A 14,456-nucleotide genomic window follows, 5' to 3' on the forward strand; every position below is an offset into this window, starting at 1 on the left:
CAGGTGCCCGCCCCGGCCGCCGCCCCGGCCGCCGCCCCGGCGGTCCGCCCCGACGCGGAGCCCGTCCCCGAGGACTTCGCCGAACTCGTGCTGCGCGCCCGCGAACTCGACCGGGTCGACCACCCCGACGCCGACGCCCTGTGGGACCGGATCGCCGCCGCCGTCGCCGCCGACGGCCACGTCCACCCCGACCACCCGGAACTCGGGCCCGTGCAGCGGCTGCAGGGCAACCTCGCCGACCGGCGTGCCCAGCAGGCCTTCGAGGCCGACGACTGGCGGACCGCCCGCACCGAACTCCTCACCGCGGCCGAGCTGTACGACGGCGCCGGGCTGCCGAGCCGGGCCCTGGTCATGCGCACCCGCGCCGCCGTCGCCCACCTCGGCGAGGAGGACGGCGCCGACCCCGACTGGCCCGCCCTCGACGAGGCGCTGCGCCACGCCGACGAACTCGCCGCCGAGGCGTCGCGGACGGGGGAGCAGCAGGGCAAGGACGCCGCCGAGGATCGGCTCTACGTCCTGCACAGCCTCACCGTCGCCGCCTACCAGGAGCTGGTCGCCGCCCTGCCGGAACCGGCCGAGGAGGTGACCGCCCGCTTCGACCGGCTGCTCGACTCCTACCGCACCGCGAGCACCGAACTCGGCCTGCCGCTGCGGGTCGCCGCCGCCCGCCAGTACGCCGCCGACGTCGCCGCCCGGCAGGGCCGGATGGCCGAGGCACGCGCCGGACTGGCAGCCTCGATCGAGCAGCTGGAGCAGGACGGGCTGCCCTGGCGCACCGCCCGCCCGCTCGGCCTGCTCGGCCAGATCGAGCTGATGACCGGTGAGCACGCCCGTGCGGCCGAGGTCCTGCAGCGGGCGATCGCCGAGGCCGTCCGCTGGCACGACGCATCCTTCCCGTTCGGCCCGACCTACGCGATGCTCGGCCACGCCCACGAGCACACCGGCGACCCGGCCGCCGCCGCCCGCGCGCTCACCGAGGCCGCCGACCGCTTCGACCGCGCCGGCAAGGCCGCGGACGCGGCGAGTGCCAGGATGCAGCTCGCCTCGGTGCTGCGCGACGGCGGGCGGCCCGGCGACGCGGTCGCCGTCCTCGAGTCGCTGCTGCTGGAGACGGACACGGACGGCTTCGACGAGCGGGCCCGCGCTCAGGTCCGGCTCGACCTGGCACGCGGCCTGCTTGGCCTCGAGGAGTACCGGGAGGCCGCCGAGCACTACCTGCTGCTCGCCGACCAGGCCGCCGGCTGGGAGGACGGCGAGGACATCCACACCATGGTCGCCTGCGAGGCCACCGTCGCCCTCGCCGAGGCCGGCCGGTGGGAGGCCGCCGACGCCGCCCGCACCCGCGCCCTCGCCGCACACACGGCCGCGCCCCGCGCCGACCAGGTCTGCGGCATGCTGCAGCAGCTGGCCAGGCTCACCATGCAGGCCCGCGGCGAGGACGGCCTGGACGAGGCGCTCGCCCGGCTCGCCGAGGCCGACGGGGTCCGCGAACGCGCCGAGACCGACGGCCACCCCGTCACCTCCTGGTACCAGCGCGGCCACGGCCACTACGAGAGGGCCCGCTGCTACGCCTTCGCCGACCGGGCCGAGGAGGGCCTGGCCGCCGCCGAGGCCGCCGTCGCCGCCCACGAGGCCGGCGGCCGGGAGGGCGAGGAACCGCGTGCCGAGGCCCTGCGGATGGCCGCCCTGATCGAGGGCCGCAGCCTCGGCCGCACCGACGCCGCCCGCACCAGGCTGGCCGCCGGCATCCGACGCTGCGAACAGGTCGGCCTGCCGGACGCCGCCCGCGTCCTCGCCGCGCTCAGCGACCGCCTCGCCGCCGAGGCCGGGCGGTAGGACGCGTCCTCACGGCGCTCGGGTGGGCAATCCAAGGGCGCGGGGAACTGCGCAGTCCGGGAGCGGTGCTGCGGACGAATCGGGCTCACCCCTGGTCCGTACGGTGGCCCGCCTCCGAATTGCGCAGTTCTCCGCAGCTCTCGGCCGGAGATGCCCCACGCGCCCCTGGATTGCGCACCCGGCGGGGGAGACTGGGCGGATGACGGATGCTTCCGACGACCGCCGCGTCCCCGTCGAGCTGCGGCCCTACCTCGACGAACTGGTCCGGCGCACCCGGGCGGTGTGCGGGCCGCTGCTCACCGGGGTGTACGCGGTCGGTTCGGTCGCGCTCGGGGACTACCGGCACGGGCGCAGCGACGTGGACGTCGCCGTGGTGGTGGACCCCGCGCTGCCGGGCGCCGCACTGCGGGAACTGGCCGCGGCGCTGGCCCATCCGGACCTGCCGTGCCCGGCGGCCGGGCTGGAACTGGTGGTCTACGGCGCGGACTCCGCGGGCCGCCCGTCCGGCCGGGCCGGGTACCTGCTCGATCTCAACACCGGCCCGCTGCTGCCCGACCGGGCGAGCTTCGACCCGGCGGGTGCGACGGCCTTCTGGTACGTCGTCGACCGGGCCGTCGCCCACCAGTCGGGCCTGGCGCTGCACGGCCGCCCGGCACAGGAGGTGATCGCCGCCCCGGAGCGGGCCGAGGTGCTCGCCGCGCTCGCCGCCTCCGTCCGTGAACACGCCGAGGGCGAGGGCCACCTCGCGGACAACCGGGTGCTCAACGGCTGCCGCGCGGCGGCGTACTGCCGCACCGGTCGCTGGCTGCCCAAGCGTCGTGCCGCGCAGGACCTCGCCGCCACCGAGGAGACCCTCCGCCCGCTGATCGGCGCGGCCCTGGACAGCTTCGAACGCCCCCGTTCGCAGGCCCGCCCGCTGCCGCCGGACGACGTACGCGCCTTCCTCGCCCGGGTCCGCGACCTGGTGGCGGAGGCCGCCGCGGCCGCCGGCCCCACGGACTGCTGACCGACCGCGGCCCGGCGGAGCCCGTCCGGGCCCGGTGGTGGAGTTCACCTGCGTCCAGTGGGCCGACTCCGAGATCGACCGATAAGGCACATCAGCTGTAAATCTGTGATCCAGATCATAGCTTGATGCGGTGTCGGCGCGGACAGAATGGCCGGTCAACGTTTGATCGCCGCCGCGACCGACCCGCAGCGGCGGCCACGCCAGCCGGGGGGCCCATGCCGCACGCGCCGCACGACCTGTTCCAGGACACCGCACGCCTCGTCGAGATCGAGGACGGGGTCCACGTCTACCTCCAGTCGCACAGTGGATGGTGCATCAGCAATGCCGGTGTCCTCGCCGGGCGCAGATCCACCACCCTCGTCGACTGCACCGCCACCGAGCGTCGCGCGCTGGCCCTGAAGGCCGCGGTGGCGGAGCTCACCCCGCGCCCGGTCACCCGCGTCGTCATCACCCACCACCACGGCGACCACCACTACGGCGCCAGCCTGTTCACTCCGCAGGCCACCGTCATCGCGCACGAGGAGGCGCGCGCGGCCAACCTGCTCGACGGGCTCAACCTGCCCGTGATCTGGCCCGAGGTGCAGTGGGGCGCCGTGCGGCCGATGGAGCCCGACGTGACCTTCAGGGACCGGCTCACCCTGCACCTCGACGACCGCCCGGTGGAGCTCGTCCACTACGGCCCCGCCCACACCACCGGCGACCTCGTGGTCTGGCTGCCCGACACCCGGGTGCTGTTCGCCGGCGACCTCACCTTCAGCGGGACGACCCCCTTCGTGATGATGGGCTCGGTGACGGGCAGCATCGACACCCTGGAGCAGCTCGCCGCCCTCGACCCGGCCGTGGTCGTCAGCGGCCACGGGCCCGTCCAGGACGCCTCCGTGATCGGCACCAACCTGCGCTACCTGCGCCTGGTCCTGCGGCTCGCCCGCGAGGGCCGCGCCGCCGGGCTCACGCCGCTGCAGGTCGCCCAGGGCGCCGATCTCGGCGAGTTCGCGGACCTGCCCGAGTCCGAGCGCCTGGTCGCCAACCTGCACCGCGCCTACCACGACCTCTCCGGCGGCGTCCCCGGCGAGCGCCTGGCGATCCCGCCCGTGCTCCGCGACATGATCACCTGCAATGGCGGCGCCCCGTTGCGCTGCCTCGCCTGACCGGCGGCCTCCCCGCGGCACCCCGGGCGTCCCCGATCCCGAGCCGCCACCGCTGCACCCCCGGCGGGCCCGCCCGTCCGGGGGTCAGCCGCCCCGCGGGTGACCGAAGCCCGCTCCCCGGCCCGGCCTCCCGGGCTCATCCGCGGCGCCGTGCCCGCCCGCCGGAGCCCGGACCCGCCGCGTACCCCCCTGAGGTGGTACCCCGGCCACCCGGGTGGGCGAACCGCCGGCCCGGACCTCGATCCCCCCGCCGCGGGCGGCCCGACCGCATGCCGTCCCGGTGTTCACCCGGACACCGCCCGTGCGCCGCACCCGACCGGGTCGCTCCGGTCGCTCCTGTCCGGTATGCCGGATTTAGCCTGAGATGCCCTGACCAAGACGGGCAGGAGTTGTGCCCATCCGGCTGCTGGAGGTGTCACGTGGGGGTACCCGCGGCTCGCATCGTGTTCGACGAGGCCGACCGGGCGGCGGCCGCCGAAGCGGTCGAGGAGATCCTCGCCACCGGTGCACTGACGCTCGGCCCGTGGACGGAACGGTTCGAGGAGGCCTTCGCGGCCGAGCACGGGGCCGCCCACGCGGTCGCCGTGTCCAGCGGCACCGCCGCCCTCGAAGTCCTGCTGCGCACCGTGGGAGTCCGCGGCCGCGACGTCGTCGTCCCCGCCGTCACCTTCTACGCCACCGGCGCCGCCGTCCTGCACGCGGGCGGCAACCCCGTGATGGCCGACGTCGACCCCGCCACCCTCGCCCTCAGCACGGCCACCCTGGAGGCCGCGCTCACCCCGGACACCGCCGCCGTCGTCCTCGTCCACATCGGCGGCCTGATCACCCCGGAGGCGGACGCCCTGCGCGCCCTGTGCGACGCCCGCGGCATCGCGCTGGTCGAGGACGCCGCACACGCCCACGGCAGCAGCTACGACGGCCGCGCCGCCGGCACCTTCGGACTCGGCGCGGCCTTCTCCTTCTACCCGACCAAGGTCGTCACCAGCGGCGAGGGCGGCATGATCCTCACCGGCTCGCCCGAGGTCCGGGACGAGGCCCGGATCTACCGCGACCAGGGCAAGGGCTCCTTCACCACCAACCACCACGTCCGGCAGGGCTACGCCTGGCGCCTCAGCGAACTGAACGCCGCCGTCGGCACCATCCACCTGCGCCGCCTCAAGGAGTTCGTCGAGGCCCGCCGCGAGGTCGCCCGCCGCTACGACGCGGCCCTCGCCGCCGTCCCCGGCCTCGACGCGCTGCCCGAACCCCCCGGCTGCCGCAGCAACATCTACAAGTACATCGCCCTGCTGCCGCCCGGCACCGACCGGGCCCGCTTCAAGCGCGAGGTGCACGACGGCTTCGGCGTCCGCCTCGCCGGCGAGGTCTACGACCTGCCGCTGCACCGCCAGCCCGTCTTCGGCCCCTACCAGGGGCCGCCGCTGCCGGTCGCCGAGGACGTCTGCGCCCGCCAGGTCTGCCTGCCCGTCCACTCCGACATGACCGAGGACGAGACCGCCCGAGTGATCGAGGCCGTCACGGCCGTCCACCGCCGACTGGCCCGATGAAGCCGACCGGCCCGATGTAGGAGGAGGCACCATGCGCGTAGCCGTCACCGGAGGCTGTGGATTCATCGGCTCCCACGTCGTCGACCGGCTGGTCACCGCCGGCCACGACGTGCTCGTCCTGGACACCACCGACCAGTACCTCAACCCCGCCGCCGAGCACGCCCGCGTGGACGTCCTCGACCTGCCGGCCCTCACCGCCGCCCTCAACGGCGCCGAGGTGGTCTTCCATCTCGCCGCCATGGCCGACGTCGAGAAGGTCGCCGCCGATCCCGTCCGCGCCGTCCGGGTCAACATCGACGGCACCGCCACCGTCCTCGAGGCCGCCCGCCTCGCCGGACTCAGCCGCACCGTCCTCGCCAGCACCGTCTGGGTCTACGGGGCCGCCCAGACCGAGCCCGGCCCCGACGGCGGCGAACTCGACGAACACGTCCCCGTCGACCTCGAACGCAGCGGCCACCTCTACGTCGCCAGCAAACTCGCCGCCGAGATGCTCGTCCACAGCTACCGCGAGCTCTACGGCCGGCACTTCACCATCCTGCGGTACGGCATCCCCTACGGGCCGCGGATGCGCGACGAACTCGTCGTCGCCCGCTTCGTCAAGGCCGCCCTCCGGCACGAGCCCATCACCATCGCCGGCGACGGCCGGCAGACCCGCAACTTCGTCTACGTCGAGGACCTCGCCGACGCCCACGTGCACGCCCTCTCCCCGGACGCCCAGGACCAGACCTTCGCGCTGGAGGGCCCCACCGCCGTCTCGATCCGCCAGATCGCCGACACCGTCGACCGCCTGCTCGGCCCCGTCGCCATCGAGCACATCGAGGCCCGCCCGGCCGACTACACCCCCCGCCGGATCTCCGCCGCCCGCGCCAAGCGGCTGCTCGGCTGGTCCCCGCAGACCAGCTTCACCGACGGCGTCAGCCGCTACGTCGACTGGCAGCTCGCCCGGCCCGCCGACCCGCCCGCGCCGCCCCGGCCCGGCCGCTGAGCCGGCCGGAGCCGCCCGTGCCCACCGCACTGCTCATCTCCGGATCGATCGGCCAGGGCCACGACGTGATGGCCGAGGCCTGCGCCGACACCCTGCGCGCCCGCGGCTGGACCACCACGACCGTCGACGCCATGGCACTCCTCGGCAACACTGCCGGCCGGGCCGGCGAAGCCGTCTTCCGCCGCATGCACGACCTGCCCGGCCTCTATGACGCCTTCCACTTCGCCGCACTGCGCCCCGGCAGCCGGCTCGCGCTGCTCGCCGACTCCGCCGCCCGCACCCGCCTCACCCGCCAGGTCCGGCTGCTGCTCGACCGGCACCGCCCCGACCTGGTCGTCTCCGTCTTCGCCACCGCCACATCCGCCGTCAACGACCTGCGCGCCGGACGGCCCGGGATGCGGCACTTCGTGTTCTGCACCGACGTCACCCCGCACCGCCTCTGGGTCCAGGACGGCACCGACCTCTTCCTGGTCACCTCCGAGGTCGCGGCCTGCGCCGTCCGCCGCTACCGCCCCGACGCGCCGACCGCCGTGGTACCGCCGCCGCTGCGCAAGCCGTTCTACCGGCCGCCCGCCCGCGCCGCCGCCCGCGCCGAACTCGGCGTCCCGGACGACGCGCCGTGCGTCCTGCTGATGTCCGGCTCCTGGGGGCTCGGCCCGCTCGCCCGCACCGCGGCGGCGATCGCCGCCGCCGGGCCGCACGTCCTCGCCGTGGCCGGCCGCAACCCGCCGCTGGAACGCCGCCTGCGCGCCGCCGAGGAACGGCAGCCCCGGGTGCACGCCTTCGGCTGGACGGACCGCATCCCCGCCCTGATGGCCGCCGCCGACCTGGTCGTCACCAGCTCCGGCGACACCTGCAGCGAGGCCCGCGCCCTCGGCCGCCGTCTGCTGCTGCTCGACACCGTCCAGGGCCACGGCCGTGACAACCTCCAGCACGAACTGGAGCTCGGCCACGCCGACGTCACCTCGGCCCGGCCCGACGAGGTCGCCCGCAACGCCCTCGCCGCCCTCCGCCGCCCCGCCCCCGCCCCCTCGCCCAGCGCCACCCCGGACGCCTGGCACGCCGCCTTCGAGGCAGCCCTCGTCCGGGTGGGCCTGGCGACCGCGGCCTGAAGGCCCGCCGCCCCGGGGTCAGGCGGCCAGGCCGTGGTCGCGCAGGGGTCCCAGGGCCAGTCCGAGGGCGGTGCAGCGGTCGGCGACGGCCGGCAGCGCGCCGAGCGCGGACCGCCAGGAGCCCGGGGCGGAGGTGCAGTCGGAGTCGTGCAGCAGCACCGTCGCCCCGCCGCGCAGGTCGGGCCGGAGCGAGCGGTACACCGAACCCGGCGAGGCGTGGGCGGTCCAGTCCCGGCCGCAGGCCGTCCACAGCACCGTGCGCAGGCCCAGCCGGTGCGCGGCGACGGCGAGGCCCGAGCTCAGCACCCCGTACGGCGGCCGGTACCAGCGCGGCGGGACCCCGCAGACCTCGGTGACGGCGGCGACCGCGGCACGGAGCTCGGCGAGGTCCCGCCCGGGCCGCGGGTACCACGGATGCCGGTGGTGCCAGCCGTGCACACCCACCTCGTGGCCCCGCCGGACGAGCTCCCGGCCGAGGTCCGGCGAGCACTCCAGCATGCTGCCGAGGACGAAGAACGTCGCCCGCACCCCGAGCACGTCCAGCGCCGCCAGGAAGTCCGGCGTGCTCCCCGGGTCGGGCCCGTCGTCGAAGGTCAGCGCGACGTGCCCGGCGGCGCCGTGGCCCGCGATGCGCCGGGCGGCGAGGCGACCGACCGGTGGCAACCGGGTCACCGACGGCGCCAGGTGCAGCACCTCGACACCGGCGGCCGTCGCTGCGGCCGCGACCGCCCAGCGCGCCGGGCCGGTCATGCGAACCGGTCCGCCAGCCGCCGGAACACGCCCGGGGCGATGCCGTGCAGCCGCGCCGGCAGGGCCAGCCAGTGCGGGGCGAACACCCGGCTGCGGCTGCCCGTGATGGTGCGCGCGATGGAGTCCGCGATGGACTCCGGCGGCAGCGGGCGCGGCCGGCTGCGGTGGAAGGGCGTGCCGCGGCGGGCGAAGAACGGGGTGTCGACCGCGCCGGGCAGGATGATCCGGACCCCGACGCCGGTGCCGCGCAGCTCGTACCAGAGGCTCTCGGCGAACAGTGACAGCCCGCCCTTCACCGCGGCGTACGCGGCCTCGCCGCCCACGCCCACCTGCCCGGCCATCGACCCGAGCAGCACGATCCGGCCGTGGCCGCGCTCCAGCATGCCGGGAAGCAGGGCCCGGGACAGCTGCAGCGGTGCCGCGAGGTCCACCGTCACCATCTCGGTGAGGACCTCCGGCGGCATGTCGGCGAACGGCCCGCGCCAGCCGATCCCGGCGCTGGCCACCAGGGCGTCCACCCGGCCGGCGGCGGCCAGCGCCCGCTCGGCCAGCCGCTGCGGCCCCCCGGCACCGTTGAGGTCCTCGGCCAGGACCCGGCCGCCCGTCCGCGCGGCGACCGCGTGCAGCCGGGCGGCGTCCGTACCGGAGAGCAACAGCGACCAACCCATGGCGTGCAGCCGGTCGGCGGTGGCCGCACCGATCCCGGAGGACGCGCCGGTGATCAGGGCGACCGGCCGGACCGGCCGGGTACCGAGTCCGCCGCGGGCCGACGCCGGGGCGGTACCGGTCTCGGTGCTGTCGTCGATGCTCACCTGGGTCACCTGTCTGCGGTGCGGGGGAGGGATGCGGGAGCCGGCACGTCCGTCGGCGGCGCGCCGGCGACGCTCGGCGGGGGCTCGATGTCACCGAACCGGGCCAGGACGACGGTGCCGCCGACCGCGGCGGTGAACCCCACCAGTGCCGCCCACCCGGCACCCGGCCGGGCCTGGTCGCCGAGGGCGAGCACGCCGACCAGCGCCGGGCCGAAGGTCTCGGCGACCGTGCCCGCGGCGGTCGCCGCCGTCACGCTGCCGCGCTGCAGCGCCAGAGCGAAGGCCAGGTAGCCGCCGAGCCCGCCGAGGACCAGCGCGTACGTCGCCGGATCGGCGAGCACCGCGCCCACGCTCGACACGTCCAGGACACGCACCGCCAGACTGGTGACACCGAAGCCGACGCCGCTGAGCACACCGAGGCAGGCCCCCGCCGCATTGCCGCGGCGCCGCGCCAGCAGGACGGTGAGCAGCAGCATGGCGATCGTCGTGGCGAGCAGCGCCGCGTGGAAGACCGGCCCGGCGTGGTTGCGGCCGTCCGGGCCGGAAGCGAAGGCGAGCAGCGTGAGCCCCGCGACGACCGCCACGATGCCGGCCAGGTCACTGCGGTGCAGCCGGGCGCCCAGCAGCCAGACCGCGGCGCCGGCCGTGACGGCGAGCCCCGCGTTGGTCACCGCCTGGACGAAGAACAGGGGCATGGTGCGCAGCGCGACGATGCTCAGCGCGAAGCCCGCGACATCGAGCCCGGTGCCCCACAGGAACGGACCCGAACGGGCCAGCCGGACGAGCAGACCCGGCCGCACCCGGTCGGCGGCCGGCGCGGCCCGCGCCCCGCGGGCCTGGAACACGCACGCGAAGCCGAAGCACACGGCCGCCGCGAGCGCGGTGGCGAGACCCAGAAGCATGGCTGCTCCAATGCCGCCGGGGCCGTCCCGCACGGCCCAACCGCCCGCCCCACTACGACGGGATCCACCCCCAGTCTGTGCCACCCCCTGCCGCCCTGCAGCCCGCTGCGGCTCGCCCGGGAGTTGGGCGGAAGTGAAACAGGGGCACGTGGGGGCACCTCCCGGCCGAAGGCGCTGGGGGGAGAACCGCGCAGCCCGGATGCGGCTCACTGTGCGAACCAGGGCTCGGCCCGAATCGTCACGATGCCCAATCCCGGACTGCGCAGTTCCCCGCGCCCCTGTTGTGGTCTGTCCTGATCAGCGGACGGCGGCGTCGATCTCGGCGGGGGCGGCGGTGGCGCGATGCCTGCGGCGAGGACACGGGTCGCACGGTCGTAGGCACACAGCGCGAGCGGGTCGCCGAGCCGTTGCTGTCCGGTGCCTGCCAGCCGCTCTCGAGGGCCGTGCGGGCGATGGCCGTGCCGCTGGCGAGACCTACGAAGCAGCCGCGTGAGCCGAAGGGGCAGGGCCGGCCAGGACGAGTCCGGCGCCGACGCCGGTGGAGACCACCAGGCACAGGGCGTTGCGGTAGGGGCGGGCGGCGCCGTGCCAGTGCTCGGCCAGGGTCATCGCGACGGCGTCGCCGCCGAGGACGACCGGCAGGCCGTCGACCGTGCGGTGCACGGCGACCTCCGTGCGGAGCGGGAAGGCGCGCCAGGCGGGGATGTTGACGGGGCTGACGGTGCCCGCCCGGGTGTCGACCGGCGCACAAAGGAACGACGGGACATGCGAAGACGCTCGGCGAAGGAGTGCCTGGTCGTCGACGCCGGCGGGCTGCGAGCCGTCACCTCGCCGTCACCGAGCGGGTGTTGGCCTGCCCGCGGCCGGAGTTCGACGTCGCGGTGCAGCCCGGCGAGGACGGCGACGACAGCACGGAGGTGGTGGTCACCGCCCGCACCCTCGTCCGCGACCTGCTGCTCCAGGCGGGCCGGCTCGACCCGGCCGCCGAGGCCGACCGCGGACTGTTGACCCTGCTGCCGGGCGAACAGGCCGTCGTCCGCGTCACCGGCTGCCCGGGCCTGACCGCCGAGGCCGCGCGCACGGCGCTCTTCTGTGTCGAAACCGCCTGACCGGTCCGCGCGTTCGCCGCCCGGCCGGCCCCGGCCGCGGCTCCCCGCACGCCGGGCCCGGCGCGCTGGGGCCCTGTGCCGCGCGGTCCGGCGGCCGCGCGTATCGTGCTGCGCGCGGGGGCGGTGGCTGCCTGCCGCACGCCACAGGGGAGGAGACCGGCCGATGAGCGCCGAGCGGATCTGGACCGTCGAGGAGTCGCTGGAGTTCCCCGCCGTTCCCCCGGACGCGGTGTACGCGCTGCTCGCCGACGTGCGGCGGATGAAGGAGTTCAGCCCCGAGGTGGTGGGCGTCTGGCGGCGCGGCCGGAGCTTCGTCGGCTTCAACCGGCGGGCCGCCTGGGTCTGGTTCACCACCTGCCGGATCACCGTCGCCGAGCCCGACCGCGAATTCGCCTTCGACGTCACCACCTTCGGCCTGCCGGTGGCCCGCTGGGGCTACCGCCTGGAACCGAGCGGCGACGGCACCCTGGTCACCGAGTACTGGATCGACCACCGCCGCCGCGGAGCGGGCGCCGTCGTCGCCGAGACCCTCGGCCTGGTCTTCACCGGCACCCCGGCGGCGCAGCGCGCCGAACGCAACCGGGCCGGGATGCGAACCACCCTGCACCGCCTCCGGGACGCCTGCCTGCCGCCGGCCTGAGGGACCGTCGGACGGACACCGGACACTGGACACTGGACACCGGACACCGGACACCGGGCGCGGGGTCCGGCGGACCCCGATCAGGCCGGCCCGGCGCCCGCCGCGGCCCGGTCCGGGCGGCGGCGCTGTGCGGCGACGGAGGTGTGGAGCGGCCCGGTCGGCGCGGCGGCCCGCGCGGGGTCGTCGCCGAACTCCGCCACGGCCTCGGCCACGATGCCGCTCAGCTGCTCGTGGTGGGCGCCGCGCCAGTACACCTGGTCGCAGGCCGTGCACTGGGCGAAGACGTCGTACGAGCGCTCGGTGCCGTCCTCCAGGTGCTCGCGGACGGAGGTCTTGTCGGTCTCGCGGAGCGTGCCGTTGCAGGCGGTGCAGCGTGTCCACGGGGCCAGCGGGGGAGCGAACCGGGAGAGCACGTCCCGCAGTTGGTCGGCGGGGCGGTGGCTGTACACGTAGGCGCCCGCCCACAGCTCCCGGCGGTGCAGCAGCCCGCGGTCGCGGGAGAGCAGCACCCGCTGCTCGGCGGCCGAACGGGCCGCCAGCGCCGGATCGCCGATGTCGGTGCTCTCGTAGGCGGCGTCCACCCCGAGCAGGCGCAGCCGCCGGGCGAGGGTGCCCAGGTGGACGTCGAGCAGGAAACGCGGCGGGCCGGCGAGCCGCTGCGGTCTGGCGACGGCGAGGACGGAGACCTGCTCGCCGTGCGCGGGTACGTGGGAGGCGTCCGCGGCACCGCCGTCGACGACCAGGCCGCCGACCTCGGTGAGCGGGACGCCGAGCGACTCCACCACGTGCCCGAGGGTCGAACTGCCGTCGGTCGTCACCGCGGACCGGCCCGCCCGCCTGCGCACGTGCACGAAGACGTGCAGCTCGGGGACGAACTCGATCCGGATCTCCGCTCTCTCCACACGCCCAGGATGCCAGCACGCGGTGCGCCGGTCGCCCCATTTCCGGCCTGGCGCACCACCGGTGTCAGCGGGCCGGCGGGCCGATCGCCAGCACTCGGTACGAGAGGCCGGCGCCCGGTCCTGCCGTGCGCGGCCCGGGCGGAGCGCCCGTCTCCGCTCAACCGGCACCGCCCGCACGGTGGACGGTGAGCCCGCCGAGCGGGGCCAGGGCCGTCGCCGGGTCGCCCGGCAGGCCGCGCAGGACGCCGTCCAGGAAGGCCAGGCTCGCGGTCGCGGTCAGCCGGGGACCGCCGATGCGGTCGCGGGTGCCGACCAGGGCCGGTATCGGCGGCAGGTAGAGCGGGGCGTCGGTGAAGGTGAGGTGCGCGGTGCCCGGCACGGTCAACCGGTAGGCGTTCGTGGTGTCGAGATCGAGGACCTTGTCGAGGGCGGGCAGGTAGTCCGGGTCGGTCTGCGGTCCGATCTCCTGGGTGAGGGCGAGGAGCGGCCGGTGGAGGGGCTGCGGCGCGGCGTCGTGCGGGGCGCCGTCGAGGTCGATCACGGCGGCGAAGCCCTCGTTCCGGCGGGCGGCCAGCAGTGCGGCGGCCCCGCCGAGCGAGTGGCCGGCCGCCGCGACCCGCTCGGTGTCGAGGCGGCCGGCCAGCGGGTCCGCGTCCTGCCCGCGCCCGATCCGCTGCAGCCGGCCGAGGACGAAGCCGAGATCGGCGGCGCGGACCTCCGTCCAGCCGACCGCCCGCCGCTCGTCCTCGGCGCGGTCGCCGGTGGACGAGACCCGGGTGCGGACCGTCCGGCCGTCGGCCAGCACCACGGCCGCCGAGTCGTAGGGGTGGTCGAGGCCGGCCACGACGTAGCCGTGACTCGCCAGTTCCTCCGCCCAGGCGGTGTTCTGGCCGCGGACGCCGCCCAGGCCGGGAGAGAACAGCACCACCGGGAACCGGCCGCCGCCGGCCGCCACCGCAGCGTCGGGCACCGACCACGTCCGGGCACGGGTCGGCCCGTCCAACAGGAGACCGGGCAGCCCGGCGTAGTCGGCCAGGGCGTCGGCGACCGTCCGGGACTCCTCCGCCGTCCGCCCCAGGTACCGGGCGCGGCCCGCCCCCGGGGCCGGCTCGGCCGGGTACCAGAACTGGACCACGACCGTGCGCCGGTCGCCGGGGTCGGCGGTGGCGGGCTCCGGGCGCTGCCCGTCCGTCCACTCCACCACCCGGGTGCCCACCGCGTACGGACCGGTCGGCCGGGGGAACGCAGGCACCGGGAAGGCCCACGCCGCCGCCGGTCCCGCCGCGACCAGCACCAGGCAGGCCGCCGAGGCCGGCGCGGCCAGCCACCACCGTGCCCGGCGCGGCTCGCGGCCCGTCCGCCGCGGCAGCAGCGGGACGACGGCGAACGGCGCGACCAGCACCGCCGCGGCGAACACCGGCGCCACCTGCCAGCGCAGCCCACCCGTCAGCGCCGCCAGCGTGCCGCCCACCAGGACGGCACCGCCGCCGGCCCCCGCCGTCGCCCGCCGGGCACCCGGCGGCAGCCACCGCACCAGCACCAGCGCCACCGCCCCGGACACCGCCAGGAGCTCGGGCCCGGTCATCCAAAACCACGTCATGTCCTCGGTCACCCGGCCATGCTGGCCGGACACGGGCCGCCGCCACATCGCTCGCAAGTCGCTGCCGTGTACGCCCGGAGACCAATCCCGGAGCGGGGACGTCTCCACCT

Annotated in this window: 12 protein-coding genes and 2 pseudogenes; 8 read left to right on the plus strand and 6 right to left on the minus strand. The window is 76.4% G+C overall.

The genetic code is table 11. The features are described 5' to 3' along the window. The 6 genes and pseudogenes from KSNIM_RS34590 to KSNIM_RS34615 all read left to right on the plus strand — a co-directional run. A pseudogene (locus KSNIM_RS34590) lies at nucleotides 1–1,836 on the plus strand (hypothetical protein); the annotation flags it as partial. A gap of 199 nt (nucleotides 1,837–2,035) precedes the next feature. Next, nucleotides 2,036–2,842 carry a DUF4111 domain-containing protein gene (locus tag KSNIM_RS34595; RefSeq protein WP_263107123.1) on the plus strand — a complete coding sequence of 269 codons (807 nt, stop codon included), beginning with the start codon at nucleotides 2,036–2,038 and terminating at the stop codon, nucleotides 2,840–2,842. A 215-nt stretch (nucleotides 2,843–3,057) separates the two neighbouring features. Beyond that, the gene (locus KSNIM_RS34600; protein ID WP_263107125.1) at nucleotides 3,058–3,990 is read left to right on the plus strand and encodes an MBL fold metallo-hydrolase; all 933 of its coding nucleotides are present in this window, start codon (nucleotides 3,058–3,060) and stop codon (nucleotides 3,988–3,990) included. A 419-nt stretch (nucleotides 3,991–4,409) separates the two neighbouring features. After that, complete coding sequence (locus tag KSNIM_RS34605; protein WP_263107126.1) at nucleotides 4,410–5,534, plus strand: DegT/DnrJ/EryC1/StrS family aminotransferase; 1,125 nt, start codon at nucleotides 4,410–4,412, stop codon at nucleotides 5,532–5,534. A 31-nt stretch (nucleotides 5,535–5,565) separates the two neighbouring features. Continuing rightward, complete coding sequence (locus tag KSNIM_RS34610) at nucleotides 5,566–6,519, plus strand: NAD-dependent epimerase/dehydratase family protein (protein WP_263107127.1); 954 nt, start codon at nucleotides 5,566–5,568, stop codon at nucleotides 6,517–6,519. 17 nt (nucleotides 6,520–6,536) lie between these two features. After that, nucleotides 6,537–7,631 (plus strand): MGDG synthase family glycosyltransferase, encoded by a 1,095-nt coding sequence (locus tag KSNIM_RS34615; RefSeq protein ID WP_263107128.1) that lies wholly within the window; start codon nucleotides 6,537–6,539, stop codon nucleotides 7,629–7,631. A gap of 18 nt (nucleotides 7,632–7,649) precedes the next feature. Here KSNIM_RS34615 and KSNIM_RS34620 read toward each other — a convergent pair whose 3' ends face one another. From KSNIM_RS34620 to KSNIM_RS34635, 4 genes and pseudogenes are all read right to left on the minus strand, one after another. Next, the gene (locus KSNIM_RS34620) at nucleotides 7,650–8,381 is read right to left on the minus strand and encodes a polysaccharide deacetylase family protein (protein ID WP_263107129.1); all 732 of its coding nucleotides are present in this window, start codon (nucleotides 8,379–8,381) and stop codon (nucleotides 7,650–7,652) included. After that, the gene (locus tag KSNIM_RS34625; protein ID WP_263107130.1) at nucleotides 8,378–9,193 is read right to left on the minus strand and encodes an SDR family NAD(P)-dependent oxidoreductase; all 816 of its coding nucleotides are present in this window, start codon (nucleotides 9,191–9,193) and stop codon (nucleotides 8,378–8,380) included. Before KSNIM_RS34625 ends, KSNIM_RS34620 begins: the two co-directional genes overlap by 4 nt. Nucleotides 9,194–9,198: 5 nt before the next feature. Beyond that, nucleotides 9,199–10,095, minus strand: coding sequence for a hypothetical protein (locus tag KSNIM_RS34630; protein ID WP_263107131.1), 897 nt, complete (start codon nucleotides 10,093–10,095; stop codon nucleotides 9,199–9,201). 303 nt (nucleotides 10,096–10,398) lie between these two features. Further along, nucleotides 10,399–10,839, minus strand: a pseudogene (locus tag KSNIM_RS34635) (ROK family protein); the annotation flags it as partial. Between the two features lie 44 nt (nucleotides 10,840–10,883). Between KSNIM_RS34635 and KSNIM_RS34640 the strand changes: the two are divergent. After that, a complete protein-coding gene (locus KSNIM_RS34640) occupies nucleotides 10,884–11,204 on the plus strand; it encodes a hypothetical protein (protein WP_263107132.1) in 321 nt (106 codons plus the stop codon). A gap of 163 nt (nucleotides 11,205–11,367) precedes the next feature. Then, nucleotides 11,368–11,844, plus strand: coding sequence for an SRPBCC family protein (locus tag KSNIM_RS34645; RefSeq protein WP_263107133.1), 477 nt, complete (start codon nucleotides 11,368–11,370; stop codon nucleotides 11,842–11,844). Between the two features lie 80 nt (nucleotides 11,845–11,924). On the opposite strand, the gene KSNIM_RS34650 is transcribed toward KSNIM_RS34645, so the two are convergent. Continuing rightward, a complete protein-coding gene (locus KSNIM_RS34650) occupies nucleotides 11,925–12,746 on the minus strand; it encodes a Mut7-C ubiquitin/RNAse domain-containing protein (RefSeq protein ID WP_263107134.1) in 822 nt (273 codons plus the stop codon). Between the two features lie 157 nt (nucleotides 12,747–12,903). Beyond that, nucleotides 12,904–14,358: an alpha/beta hydrolase family protein gene (locus KSNIM_RS34655; protein WP_411543818.1), complete on the minus strand. Its 1,455-nt coding sequence runs from the start codon at nucleotides 14,356–14,358 to the stop codon at nucleotides 12,904–12,906. Nucleotides 14,359–14,456 lie beyond the last annotated feature (98 nt).

Origin of the sequence: Kitasatospora sp. DSM 101779 (genome assembly GCF_025655475.1) — a bacterium.
GTDB lineage: Bacteria > Actinomycetota > Actinomycetes > Streptomycetales > Streptomycetaceae > Kitasatospora.